Annotated in this window: 11 protein-coding genes; 8 read left to right on the top strand and 3 right to left on the bottom strand. The window is 34.8% G+C overall.

The window, feature by feature from the left end:
* Positions 1 to 311: 311 nt before the first annotated feature.
* On the top strand, positions 312 to 1799 hold the full coding sequence (gene pap, locus D5R40_RS24660; protein WP_124155358.1) for a polyphosphate:AMP phosphotransferase: 1488 nt from the start codon (positions 312 to 314) through the stop codon (positions 1797 to 1799).
* A 257-nt stretch (positions 1800 to 2056) separates the two neighbouring features.
* A complete protein-coding gene (locus D5R40_RS24655; RefSeq protein ID WP_124155357.1) occupies positions 2057 to 3043 on the top strand; it encodes a YdcF family protein in 987 nt (328 codons plus the stop codon).
* 479 nt (positions 3044 to 3522) lie between these two features.
* Here D5R40_RS24655 and D5R40_RS24650 read toward each other — a convergent pair whose 3' ends face one another.
* Positions 3523 to 3831, bottom strand: coding sequence for a hypothetical protein (locus tag D5R40_RS24650; protein WP_124146569.1), 309 nt, complete (start codon positions 3829 to 3831; stop codon positions 3523 to 3525).
* Positions 3832 to 4280: 449 nt separating this feature from the next.
* Here D5R40_RS24650 and D5R40_RS24645 point away from each other — a divergent pair, with 449 nt between their 5' ends.
* The 4 genes from D5R40_RS24645 to D5R40_RS42160 all read left to right on the top strand — a co-directional run bounded on the left by D5R40_RS24645 (position 4281) and on the right by D5R40_RS42160 (position 8837).
* On the top strand, positions 4281 to 6035 hold the full coding sequence (locus D5R40_RS24645) for an ABC transporter ATP-binding protein (RefSeq protein WP_124155356.1): 1755 nt from the start codon (positions 4281 to 4283) through the stop codon (positions 6033 to 6035).
* 1012 nt (positions 6036 to 7047) lie between these two features.
* Positions 7048 to 7623, top strand: a complete 576-nt coding sequence (locus D5R40_RS24640) for a Uma2 family endonuclease (protein ID WP_124146571.1) — start codon at positions 7048 to 7050, stop codon at positions 7621 to 7623.
* A gap of 585 nt (positions 7624 to 8208) precedes the next feature.
* Positions 8209 to 8553: a PDDEXK family nuclease gene (locus D5R40_RS42165; protein ID WP_338043233.1), complete on the top strand. Its 345-nt coding sequence runs from the start codon at positions 8209 to 8211 to the stop codon at positions 8551 to 8553.
* Positions 8469 to 8837, top strand: coding sequence for a Uma2 family endonuclease (locus D5R40_RS42160; protein ID WP_339379443.1), 369 nt, complete (start codon positions 8469 to 8471; stop codon positions 8835 to 8837). The genes D5R40_RS42165 and D5R40_RS42160 overlap by 85 nt, the downstream gene beginning before the upstream one ends.
* A 343-nt stretch (positions 8838 to 9180) precedes the next feature.
* Here the strand turns inward: D5R40_RS42160 and D5R40_RS24630 are convergent, their stop codons facing one another.
* Together D5R40_RS24630 and D5R40_RS24625 are read right to left on the bottom strand one after the other, a co-directional pair.
* Positions 9181 to 9558 carry an SH3 domain-containing protein gene (locus D5R40_RS24630; RefSeq protein WP_124146572.1) on the bottom strand — a complete coding sequence of 126 codons (378 nt, stop codon included), beginning with the start codon at positions 9556 to 9558 and terminating at the stop codon, positions 9181 to 9183.
* 115 nt (positions 9559 to 9673) lie between these two features.
* Positions 9674 to 10063, bottom strand: a complete 390-nt coding sequence (locus D5R40_RS24625; protein WP_124146573.1) for a hypothetical protein — start codon at positions 10061 to 10063, stop codon at positions 9674 to 9676.
* Positions 10064 to 10993: 930 nt separating this feature from the next.
* On the opposite strand from D5R40_RS24625, the gene leuB reads away from it, so the two are divergent.
* Both leuB and D5R40_RS24615 read left to right on the top strand, forming a co-directional pair.
* On the top strand, positions 10994 to 12070 hold the full coding sequence (gene leuB, locus D5R40_RS24620; protein ID WP_124146574.1) for a 3-isopropylmalate dehydrogenase: 1077 nt from the start codon (positions 10994 to 10996) through the stop codon (positions 12068 to 12070).
* Between the two features lie 307 nt (positions 12071 to 12377).
* Positions 12378 to 12737 (top strand): tellurite resistance TerB family protein, encoded by a 360-nt coding sequence (locus D5R40_RS24615; protein ID WP_124155355.1) that lies wholly within the window; start codon positions 12378 to 12380, stop codon positions 12735 to 12737.
* The last annotated feature ends 48 nt before the right edge of the window (positions 12738 to 12785 follow it).

Genomic DNA, 12785 nt, shown 5'->3' with positions numbered 1-12785 from the left:
TACAGAACTTTTCCCATACGTTGGCGTTTTCACGCTGTTGTAAGGTAGTTGTCATAATGTATGATTGCTGTTATATATGTATGAAATTTTCGAGGTACGGCGGTGCAGGTGTTTTTTTGTTTCCTGCTCCGTTATTAATAATATAGCTAGTTTATTTCGTTTTGTAAAGGGGTGTTAAGGATAGTGTTGTTTAACTAAGTTATAAGTTTTGTTTATAAAATTTGCACATCACAATATATTTTAAAAGTCAAAACTAAATGAATGAATTTTAAATATACACAAATTCCCCACTATCTACAATTTTAAGATGTATGTTAGAAACCCTAGACCTAAGCCTTTTTCTCAACAAAGATGCCTATAATACACAGCTAGAAGCACTGATGCGACAGTTACGATCGCTACAGAGAGCTTGCTGGCAAAAAAAATTACCTGTGCTGATAGTTTTAGAAGGTTGGGCAGCTGCTGGTAAAGGTGCTCTAGTTAAACAAATAGTAGGATATATGGACCCACGGGGGTTTGTGGTTCATCCAATTTGGCCTGCTACAGCACAAGAACGACAATATCCTTTTATGTGGAGGTTTTGGCAAAGACTTCCTAGAGCGGGACAAATTGGATTTTTCTATCATAGCTGGTACACTCATGTCCTGGAAGAGCGATTATTTAAAAGAGCTTCAGAACCAGAAATTCCTATCAGATTAGGACAAATTAATGCTTTTGAACGTCAGATGGTGGATAATGGGGTGGCGATCGCTAAATTCTGGATACATCTGAGCAAAAAAGAATTGAAGAAGCGTTTAAAAAAAACTGCGGCTGATTCTTTAAAAGCTTGGCGTGTCAGAAGTGAAGACTGGCAACAAGCAAAAAATTATAAACAATATACTGCTTTTGCCGAAGAAATGCTGATTCATACTAACACAGAATTTGCTCCCTGGACATTGGTAGAAGGAAATTGTCAACGTTGGGCAAGAGTCAAAGTACTGACAGAAATGGCCTCAACTTTGAGTCAAGCTTTGGATGGACTGCATATTCAGGCTGTACCACTCAAAAATCCTCTTCAAGAACAACTCAAATCAAGGGAAACAGATTTTTTGGCTGAAGTAGATTTGACCCAAAGCTTATCTCCAAAAAAGTATAAAAAATCTCTACGGCAGCAGCAAGAACTTTTGAATAAACTGCAATTGGAAATTTACAAACATCAAATCCCTGTGCTGGTAATATTTGAGGGTTGGGATGCTGCGGGTAAGGGTGGGGCAATTAAAAGATTAACGGATAACTTAGACCCCCGCAGCTATGTAGTTAATGCTTTTGCTGCACCAACAGAGTCAGAAAAAGCCTATCATTATCTCTGGCGGTTTTGGAAACAGTTGCCAGAAGCAGGAAATATTGGTATTTTTGACCGCAGTTGGTATGGTCGAGTTTTGGTGGAGCGGGTGGAAAGATTTGCTACAGAGTCAGAATGGCAACGTGCATATCAGGAAATTAATGAGTTTGAGGGACAATTGACCAGCGCAGGTTATGTTTTGGTCAAGTTTTGGTTACATATTAGTCAGGAGGAACAATTAAGGCGATTTACTGAACGACAAAATGACCCATTTAAACAGTATAAGCTTACAGAGGAAGATTGGCGCAATAGAGAAAAGTGGGAAGTTTATGAAGTAGCTGTTAATCAAATGATTCAGCTTACAAGTACGCCAACTGCACCTTGGATTTTAATTGGGGGTGATGATAAACATTATGCTCGTGTTAAAGTAATCCAAGCAGTGACGGAAGCAATTAACGCTCAACTTAAGTACCGATAAAATAAGTTGATTTTTATTTTTGGCTTCGCTGAAGTAAGGTATGAAACTGATGAGTGAGTAGGTATTAATAGTAAGTAAAAATAGAGCTTCTCTTTTAACTACTAACTAATGACTACTAACTACTGATTACTGAACACTAAAAATTATACAATAATTCAGCAACGCCTTATTTTTTATGTTATGAGAAAGCCTCCATGAATCAAGTTAGCTAATTAAGCAAACAATCTAATTTTTTTAAGGACAAAAATCAAAAAATTATGCTGATAATTTTAACAAGAATAGTATTCTTAATACTGTTAATTTGTATAATTAAGTCACTATGGGATAGTTCTGGTGGTGATAAGAAAAACTTGATTTCTAAGTTGTTGTTAGTATTTTCAATTATTCTGTTAATACTGGCATTTTATGCACCAGATAGTCCAGTAGGAGCTGCTGTTTTTAGGTTTCTGGCTTTTGCTTTTAAACCACTTGGTTTTTCGATTATACTTTTGATCTATGCCACTACTCTCATATCGAATGGGGGGATAAAAAGTCCAGCACCAACTCTGATTATTACAGCTTTAATAGTTCTGATAATTTCTAGCTCACCAGTATTTGCTGTATGGGCAGCTCAACAAGCAGAAGAAGATGCTATAGAACTTGTTTCTGTATCAGCTTGTTGTGACGAAAAAGCAGATGCAATTGTATTATTAGGTCAGGGAACAACTCAACCTGTAATACCAGACAGAATACAAATTCAGCTTACTAAAACAGCAGAGCGAATTATTTACGCATCTCAACTATATAAGAAAGGTTTAGCTCCCTATATTATAGTAAGTGCTGGTCCGAGAATTGGAGATGATAATAGTACAGTTGAAGCTGTAGATATCAAGAAAATTTTAATTGAATTGGGTGTTCCAAGACGGGCTATTATTTTAGAACCAGATGGCAGGACTGTCTATGAAAGTGCAATTGAAACAAGGGAGATTTTGGATGGAAGAGGTTTAGACCCTACAGTTATTCTTGTTACTTCTGCTGTTAATATTCGTCGTGCTAGTTTAACTTTTACTGATATAGGGATGAGGGTTATTCCAGCTCCAACAGATTTTAATACTGTAAATCCTTATGAAGATTCTTCCTATCGTTTTGTACTAGCAGATTTTCTACCCAATGCCCAAGCACTTTTACTAACTACAGAAGTTTGGGAAGAATATTTAGCTTTATTTTACTATTTCTTACGCGGTTGGTTAGCTCCTGGTTTTTGAGGAAGTATTTTCATCTAATTATATTGTTGTAAGCATTTCCTGCGGAATGCTGCCCAAACAGCTATTAGCAGTCAGCGCTTCCCTGCGGGATGCTACGCAAACAGCAATTAGTAATAAATAATTACTTCTCAGGTTTGACAAGGGAACCCATGGCAGTAACTTTTTATTCTTTCCTCAATTTCAAAGGTTGCTTTTACCTTCCCCAAAATTAATTGCTGAAGCACTAATAGCTGACCACTGAATGCTTACGCATTGTTGTTGCTCAAACAAAATTTATAGCAGTGCGTGTTGGTATATTTACAAATTGCAGGAACTGTGTGAAGCGCTATACAAAATCTAAATTTATGCCCCTCAAAAATTTTGAATAGCAGAGGGGCATTTTTATTATGTTTAATAATGATTTTGATGATAATTTATTTAAAAAAATTCACTAAATAATCAGTAGCGAATTTACCTTAATCTTCTTCAAAAGATATTATTTATAATGGGTCATAATTACTAGAGGATGTAGTTGTTGGATTGTTCTGTGAATTAGAAGGAGAAGCAGTAGAAGCAGGAGAAGCAGGAGTAGATGGCTGCTGATTTATGCTTTTTTTACCACCTGGCACTAAAAAAGTAACAATCAACCAAACACCTAAAAATATAAATAATAATATTCTCACAAAATCTTGTCCGGGAGGTGCTGTTGGCGGTTTCTTTTTGGGAGATTCGAGTTTGACTTTAATAGATTCAGTTTCGATAGTGTTATCGTCTTTTACATCAAATGAAAGAGAAAATTGCTTGCCCATATCTGTTATTCCTATTGTGGCAAATATTATGGTTAAGATTTAAGATAATTTTAGTAATATTTTGAGTTTAATTTCAGACAAAATTATTTAGGAGTCATATATTTATCTTTTCCTTTATAGATTTAATACCTCACAATTCACCCTCGGTGTCTCCAATTGGTTGGAGTTTGTAAACGCGGAACTGCAACTTTTTAGTATCCCCATCTACCTTTTTTCTTCTTCAATTGATACAGCTCATTTTTAACAAGAACTAACATTTTTTTCATTGATTTTTAATTGAATTTTTTTTGTATCTTTAAACTATACCAGTGGAAGGAAAGGTTAGGACAGATCAAAAGCTTAAAACTCAGGCATAGCCTGATTTTTCCTCCTCTGATAGATAACTAAACGCCTTCTTCCTTCTACTATATCTACAATCATAACATTATCTAAAATCTAAAATCACTACTATGCCTCAATCTTCTCAATTACGACTTCAAAAATTAGCCTCCTACTTACGTCCCCACTGGAAAAAGTCATCATTAGGAATTTTTTCTCTACTAATAGTCAATAGTTTAGGAATTTATATTCCCAAATTAATTAGTCAAGCAATAGATGATTTAAAAGTAGCAACCAAAATTGATGAATTTTTATACTATGTAGTAGCAATTATAATTTTTGCCTCCATTATGTGGGTAATTAGAATAGTATCGCGCATACTCATATTTGGAGTAGGGAGACAGGTAGAATTTGACCTCAAACAAAAGATTTTTAATCGACTCTTAAAATTAGAACCATCCTACTTTAGTAATAATACAATAGGAGATTTAATCAACCGCGCCACAAGTGATGTTGATAATATCCGTAGACTATTAGGTTTTGCAGTATTAAGTATTAGCAATACAATTTTTGCTTATGGTTTAACTATGCCAGTTATGCTTTCTATTAATGTGCGGTTAACTCTATTAGCAGTTTCTGTTTATCCTATCATGCTAATACTGGTGAAAATATTTAGTAATAAATTGCAGAGTCAACAATTAGCTGTGCAGGAAGAACTTTCTAATATGAGCGATTTGATTCAAGAGGATATGAATGGTATTTCTCTAATCAAAATTTATGCTCAAGAGGAAAATGAAAGACAAGGTTTTAGCGATTATAATCAGCGACTTTTAGAGGCCAACTTAGAGTTGGCTAAAACTCGTAATATTCTTTTTCCTATTCTAGTTAGTTTAGCCAGTTCAAGCTTATTAATATTGCTAATGAATGGATCGATCTACCTAGAAAATGGTGAATTAACAGTTGGTAATTTTGTAGCTTTAATTCTTTATGTTGAGCGTTTAGTTTTTCCCACCGCATTACTAGGTTTTACCATTACTGCTTATCAAAGAGGGGAAGTAAGTATTGACCGTATAGAAGCTATTCTCACAGTTGAACCAAAAATTAAAGACCATGAATCACCTCTAGATTTTCCAAAAGTAGTAAAAGGTTGGGTAAAAAGCCAAGGATTAACATATACTTATCCGGGTAGTAAAACACCAGCTTTAGACAACATTAATTTTCTGATTCAACCAGGAGAAACTATAGCTATAGTCGGATCTATTGGTGCCGGAAAATCAACTTTAGCCAATACATTACCTCGACTTTTAGATATTAATATTGACCAACTATTTATAGATGGCTATGACATAACTCAACTAAAATTAACAGATTTACGACAGGCGATCGCTTACGTTCCCCAAGAAAGTTTTCTCTTCAGTACAACAATTAAAAATAACATCCGTTATGGCGACCCATTAGCTGAACAAATAGAAATAGAAACTGCTGCTAAACAAGCACAAATTCACGCAGAAATTCTCAATTTTCCCCAACAATATGAAACGATAGTTGGAGAAAGAGGGATTACTTTATCAGGAGGACAAAGACAAAGAACGGCATTAGCAAGAGCTTTATTAGTTGACGCTCCAATATTAATTTTAGATGATGCACTTTCCAGCGTAGATAATCAGACAGCAACTCATATTTTGCAAAATTTATCAACTGGAACTCAAAAGAAAACGGTAATTTTTATCTCCCATCAAATGTCTGCTGCTGCTACTGCTAATAGAATTTTTGTGATGGATAAAGGGAAAATTGTACAAATTGGAAATCATGCAGAATTAGTAGAGCAAACTGGATTATATCAGTCACTTTGGAATGAGCAAAAGTTAAAGCAGTTATTAGAATAGAAGTCATTTCAGTTATCAGTTATCAGTTATCAGTTATCAGTATCTCTGCAATAAGGAGGCTTGAAATCTGGAATATTCTCTTGTAAACATTCAGCAGTCAGCTATCAGCTATCAGCTAGCCTCATAAAGTCGGAAGTGCGGACTTCAGTTATTAACTTATTATCTTAGAAGGAGTATTCAAAATTATGTTTATGCAGCATTCCCCAGGGAAAAAAAAGGTAACAAGCTAACCTTAGTAAGTCCTATATGTTCATGCATCTGTTTGCTGAATCCTAATAGCTGAATGCTTACATTCTCTTTTATCTTGGTAAACTATAAATCTTTGATTTTACATTCAAGAAAGACTACTCCATAATTGATTTAACGTAGTTTATTAAATTATCTAATTGTTTATCTAATTTGAGGGTGGATTGATTTTTCTTTCCATTTAAACAGCATATATTTAGGGTTTTCTCATTAAATCTAAAAGCACTGACATATAGAATTATTCTTCCTACTTTCTCTTTCTCCCCACACTTCCGACACTCCCCACCCTCCCCAGGCTCTGCTTTTTTCAGCAAACCCTATTTCAACTCCGCTTTGAAAGGTAGGATTTGACTCTTTTACCGAAAAATTGTGGTCTAAAGCCTTCCCTTTTAATACCATTTATCAACAACTTTTCTACATTTTCGCATAGTAGGGGACTTACCCCTAACCCCTCGCAGGAGGGGGAGTGGGGGAGAAATAAAAATAATAATAATTAATATTAAATTGACTCAAATTAGCAAAAAATTTATTAGGATAGTTTAATTACTTAATAACTGAAGTGTTATCTAAGTATAGTATTACTTTTGGTAATTGGTATAAGGGGATAAAAAAAAGAGAATTCCGTATTTCAAGCCTCCTTATTGCAGAGATACTGTTAACTGATAACTGATAACTGATAACTGAAATGACCGTCATTATCCTGTAACTATCTTTTTTGAATTTGGTATAATTCAGTCAAAATATAAAAACAAAAAAGGAGAAAATAATGCAGGCAACTGAGCAAAAATATTACTCTACCGAAGAGTATTTAGAACTGGAAGAAGCAGCAGAATTTAGGAGTGAATATCGTCAGGGGGAAATAATTAAAATGGTTGGATGTACGCCAAATCACAATTTAATTTCTGGTAACTTTTATGCTGCACTGAAGTATGCACTAAAAGGTAAACCATACCGAGTATTTATGACTGATTTACGTTTATGGATACCTGAATCTAGACTTTATACTTATCCAGATGTAATGGTTGTTGCTATTCCTTTAGTCTATGCTGAAAATAGACGAGACACTATTACTAATCCTCTGATAATTGCAGAAATATTATCAAATTCTACAGAAAGCTATGACCGAGGAAAAAAATTTGAGTATTATCGAAGTATGAGTAGTTTTCAAGAATATATTTTGATTGACCAATATAGGAATCATGTAGAACAATTTAGCAAGACTGAAGAAGGAAAATGGTTATTATCAGAATTTAGTAATCCAGAAGATATTTTGTATTTAAGTTCTGTTGAATCTGGAATATCTTTACAGGATATTTACGAAGAAGTTGAATTTGAGGAGTAGGAAGTAGAGAGTAGGGAATAGGGAATAGAAAATCAATGGAAAAATTGAGAAAATCTCTGTAGTAATTCCATGTCTGAGTGAGGCATAAAATTCATTAACTTGAGAAACACTATAGTTTTACTAGAATTAAGAATTTCTCCACTAAATCAAGCATTGGAACTTAGTAGAAGCATTAATTAATGTTTAGATGGCACTTGCTTAATGGAACAATTTCAAACATATACAGGACTTACACACTTTTCCGACAAAAACGCTATATATGTCATAGTGCTATAGTTTTTATCTACTATATGTAGTGTCTTTGCGTAAGTCCTGATCAGGAACGGGCAAGATGCCCATTCCACAAAACTATTAAAATCATACCACATTTAGGATTTACACACTTTTCCGACAAAAACGCTATATATGTAATAGTGCTATAGTTTTTATCTACTATATATAGTTTCTTTGCGTAAGTCCTGATCAGGAACGGGCAAGATGCCCACTCCACAAAACTATTAAAATCATACCGCATTTATGCAACTCAGAATTGCTATAAACATAACTCAGCTTACAAATAAATTTGTTGAAATAAGCAGATAAATAATGAGTAACTTACAAACAAAAATTTTAACTGATACTTGGGTAACTGCAACTTGGTCAAAATATTTACAAGTAATTGAAAATCTAGATAACGAAAAAGCAAAGTGTTACTATCACAATCAAAAATATAGAATTGAAATGAGTCCACTTAGTAATAAACACGGTAGAGACCACGCATTAATAATGCTAGTAGTGAATATATTTTCAATTTTAAAAGGCATTGATTTTAACGGTATAGATAATTCCACTTATAGAAAAGTAGGATTAAAAGATGCTCAACCAGATGCCTCTTATTATTTGGGGAAAATACCGATATCGTTCCTCCTGAAACCTCTATTATTGACTTAGAAAAATATCCACCACCAGACTTAGTAATAGAAGTTGCTAATAGTTCACTTTCTGATGATCAAGGAGAAAAACGTATTTTATATGAAAATATGGGAGTGGGAGAATATTGGATCGTTGATGTACAAAATGTGAAAATTATTGCATTTTCTGTAGTAGATAGAGGTAGTAAACAAATTCAAGAATCTCTTGTTTTACCAGGATTAAAAATTTCCTTACTTGTTTCCTTACTTGATGAAGCACTTCAACGTAGTCATCACATGAATCAACGGTTAGTTGGAGCTTAGTTAATGGAAAAATTTCAGCCATAAAAATAACTCAGCTTAACCAGAAGTTGATCTTGGCTGAATCAGATATTTATTAATATATTTATGGTTATGGCAAATTATGATCAAAAAAATTATCTCTTCTTTTGCGGGTTTAATACCTCACCATCAACGGAGGTGACGTACAGAAGTTACTTTTGTAACGGGGATTTGAGCAAGTCTCCAAAAACATTTCGCCTTAAAAGGCGGGGTTTTAAACCCAATTATTTTGATCAGCAATTTTCCCTTTCCGTTTGTCATGCTGCGCAAACAGCATAAGTGCCTTTCCTGCGGAATGCTGCGCAAACAGCTCCCGCTGACTTCTTCAATTACAATTTGTCAGATATTCTGTCCAAACATATCCTGGAACTGGCTCAATAATCTTTACCCAAAATAAGCCTTCGATACCACCTGTAGTTTCTAACTCTACTGTATCTCCATCATCAACTGTACCAACAATATTACCATTAGGTACTTCTCGGACATTCAGAACAAGACGTTCATTTGTAGAAGAACTTGGCATTGATACTTCACAACTATCAGCAGCAGCTAATAAAAATTTATCATTTTGTTCAGTTAAAATTTGATTTGATCTTTGTGATTTATATGCAGCATGGGATGTATTAGGAGAGAAAATTTTTACACCCAAGAAAAAAAGAAAAATTAGAGAGATGATAGTTGAAAATTGTAACTTAATATTCATTGTTAATCACAAGATAATAGTTCAAGATTAGTAGATAAATAATAAAATAAGTAAAAACTTAAGCCTAGAAAAATTTTGCTGATACCTAATCAATTTATTTTGTCTAATTGCTATTTTATGGAAATATTACTCTGCCTCTAAAACCACTGCTACTTCTCAAAATAAATACTGAACCTTCTTTCTCAACTTTCATACTAGCTCTTCCTCCATTGCTAATTTCTACGCTATAAGTTCCATCAGTAGGAAATTTTCTCATAGAGAACTGAGTTTTTGTAGAACCATCCCATTCAATATCAAATTCTACACCAGTATTACTTTTAGTTATTTTAACGTCGCAAGGTCCTGAAGCCCTAATTCGACCATCAAAATCAACTAAGACACAAGCAGCACGCTTTTCTTCAGTTTGAGCCTGAGTTTTATTATTAAAACCAACCAGGCTAACTAAAATAATAGGCAGTGCCAGAATTATCATCAATTTATTCAGCAGAAATAATGGTTTATTCATTTTAAATTAATTAAATTTGACTGGATATTTTATGTTATACTCTGTCTAATTTTAGTGAGATTAATAACTGAAAATAAAATTTGTAGTCTTCAACTGAACTTAGATTTCATATATAGCATCTTTATTTAAGATGTAAACTCAATATCCATATTTAGCAAGTCTTTCAAGACCCTAGAACTTTACGAATCATTTGAAAACACAAACACTAGATAGTAAAAAATTATTACAGCCAAAATATATATAATAATTTTAAAATAATCTTACTAGGAATGGAAACAAAATTAATAAAAATTAATCACTAGATCTGCCAGAAAAATAATATCATATAATCTTGATATAGCAATTCCCAAAAAGCGTGAGGTACAAAATTTTAGGCTTGAGGGAACACCGGATCTGGGAACAGGGAACAGGGAATAAAAAGACAAAAAGATAACTGTACCTCACGACCTTGGGAAACGCTATAAAAAACTATAGCAATCCTATTTTATTCGTGTCAAAAATCTTACTGCTTTTTAGGAAACAGGGAAAACTTAACTGGGAACAGGTAAGAGTTTCAGTTTTTTTATTTACTTTTTGATTTGTCACGACCTATTTAGGATTGCTATATTTTATAGAAATATGGGAATTTCTACTCAAATTGTAATCCAGCATTTATCAACCTTTCTTAAAGAAGACTTATTTTTCTAATTTTCTGTTCCTTAAAAACCAAATATTTCTATTTTATCCCTAATAAAAATTGCTATAGCAATCCTATTTTATTCGTGTCAAAAATCTTACTGCTTTTTAGGGAACACTTAACTGGGAACAGGTAAGAGTTTCAGTTTTTTTATTTACTTTTTGATTTGTCACGACCTATTTAGGATTGCTATATATAGTTAATATTTAGCTCAATCACAAATTAACTCGTAGAAAATTAAAACATAGAACATTATGAACTACCGCATTACTCTACTCCCTGGTGACGGCATTGGCCCTGAAATTATGACAGTGGCGGTAGATGTCCTAAAAGTTATTGGCAACCAATTTAACCTTAACTTTGAATTTCAAGAAGCTCCTATCGGTGGAGTTGCCATCGATGCTACAGGGGAACCCCTACCGAAAGAAACCCTCGAAAAATGTCGTAATAGTGATGCCGTACTCTTAGCAGCGATCGGCGGTTACAAGTGGGATAATTTACCACGCCATCAACGACCAGAAACTGGATTATTAGGACTACGGTCCGGATTAGGATTATTTGCTAATTTACGGCCAGCTAAAATTTTGCCCCAACTAATAGATGCTTCTACCCTCAAACGAGAAGTTGTGGAAGGAGTGGATATCATGGTGGTACGAGAATTAACAGGTGGAGTATATTTTGGCATGCCCAAAGGTCTGTTTGAGACAGAAACAGGAGAAAAACGCGGTGTTAATACGATGGCCTATACTGAGTCAGAAATTGACCGTATTGCTAAAGTGGGATTTGAGACAGCTCAAAAACGTGGCGGTAAGTTGTGTTCGGTAGATAAAGCGAATGTGCTAGAAGTGTCTCAGTTTTGGCGCGATCGCATTACTCAAATGTCCTCAGAATTTCCAGATGTAGAGTTATCTCATCTATATGTAGATAATGCTGCCATGCAACTTGTTCGTTGGCCAAAACAATTTGATACGATTGTCACAGGAAATTTATTTGGCGATATTCTCTCTGATGCTGCTGCCATGTTAACAGGCAGTATAGGAATGTTACCTTCGGCGAGTCTGGGTGCTTCTGGACCGGGAGTATTTGAACCAGTTCATGGTTCTGCTCCAGATATTGCGGGTCAAGATAAGGCAAACCCTCTGGCACAAGTCCTGAGTGTGGCAATGATGTTACGTTATGCTCTAGAGCAACCTGCCGCAGCAGATAAAATTGAAGAAGCGGTGTTGCAAGTATTAGATTTGGGTTATCGGACTGGGGATATTATGTCCGAAGGAATGAAACAAGTCGGATGTAAAGAAATGGCAGAAGTGTTGTTAAAAGTTTTGAGTTAGGCAAAGACAGCGCTGCGCGCAGGCAACAGGCAACAGGCAACAGGCAATAGGGGGAATAAAAATCTGTTTGCGCAGCATCTGCGTTGGAATAATATAAGACTTTTAGCTATTGGACAATTCCTGCAATTTGTAAATATGCCAGCGCACATTGCTATAGAAATAATTTTCTACTATGGCGCTATATAATTACCAGGAGTAAGCCAAACTCAATAGCTAACGGCAATGTCTTTCCTGTACTGACGGTGACGCTCAAAAATTGTCAGTACAGTAAACTCAACTTGAACAAATAGAAATAAGGAAACAAATTATGGCAACAAATGAAGAGCAAATGATAGGAGGTTCGGAATACCTGAAAAGAACTATGGGTATTTCTTCCGCTCCTTTTGAAGCATATCTTAATTATGGGTATGCGTTGCTCGCTATTGCTGGAGCTGATGGGGATGTGCCAGAGGCAGAGATGAATTGGTTAATAAATCATCAACGAATGGTTGGCGCTCCTGAAGAAGCTATAGAAAAATACAAAGAATTTGACTACAAGAATGCTAAGTTGGAAGACCTGTTGCCCAAGATCAAAACAGATGTTCCTAACTGGTCAGCACCAAGAACATTGCTTTATCATGCCATTAAAATGTCTCGGGCCGATAAAGATTATGCAAAACAACCATAAGGGGGTTGGTAAGGGGGTGCTGGTTTCCCCACTCCTCCACAGGGTGGG

Origin of the sequence: Okeania hirsuta (assembly GCF_003838195.1) — a bacterium.
Taxonomy (GTDB): domain Bacteria; phylum Cyanobacteriota; class Cyanobacteriia; order Cyanobacteriales; family Microcoleaceae; genus Okeania; species Okeania hirsuta.
This window is presented reverse-complemented; position numbering and strand designations above follow the sequence as displayed.

Bases quoted from the DNA above. Each gene is read 5' to 3' on its own strand.
- D5R40_RS24625 (WP_124146573.1), bottom strand. From the start codon at position 10,063: ATGAATAAACCATTATTTCTGCTGAATAAATTGATGATAATTCTGGCA.
- D5R40_RS42165 (WP_338043233.1), top strand. From the start codon at position 8,209: ATGAGTAACTTACAAACAAAAATTTTAACTGATACTTGGGTAACTGCA.
- D5R40_RS24650 (WP_124146569.1), bottom strand. From the start codon at position 3,831: ATGGGCAAGCAATTTTCTCTTTCATTTGATGTAAAAGACGATAACACT.
- D5R40_RS24655 (WP_124155357.1), top strand. From the start codon at position 2,057: ATGCTGATAATTTTAACAAGAATAGTATTCTTAATACTGTTAATTTGT.
- leuB (WP_124146574.1), top strand. From the start codon at position 10,994: ATGAACTACCGCATTACTCTACTCCCTGGTGACGGCATTGGCCCTGAA.
- D5R40_RS24630 (WP_124146572.1), bottom strand. From the start codon at position 9,558: ATGAATATTAAGTTACAATTTTCAACTATCATCTCTCTAATTTTTCTT.
- pap (WP_124155358.1), top strand. From the start codon at position 312: ATGTTAGAAACCCTAGACCTAAGCCTTTTTCTCAACAAAGATGCCTAT.
- D5R40_RS24615 (WP_124155355.1), top strand. From the start codon at position 12,378: ATGGCAACAAATGAAGAGCAAATGATAGGAGGTTCGGAATACCTGAAA.
- D5R40_RS24640 (WP_124146571.1), top strand. From the start codon at position 7,048: ATGCAGGCAACTGAGCAAAAATATTACTCTACCGAAGAGTATTTAGAA.
- D5R40_RS24645 (WP_124155356.1), top strand. From the start codon at position 4,281: ATGCCTCAATCTTCTCAATTACGACTTCAAAAATTAGCCTCCTACTTA.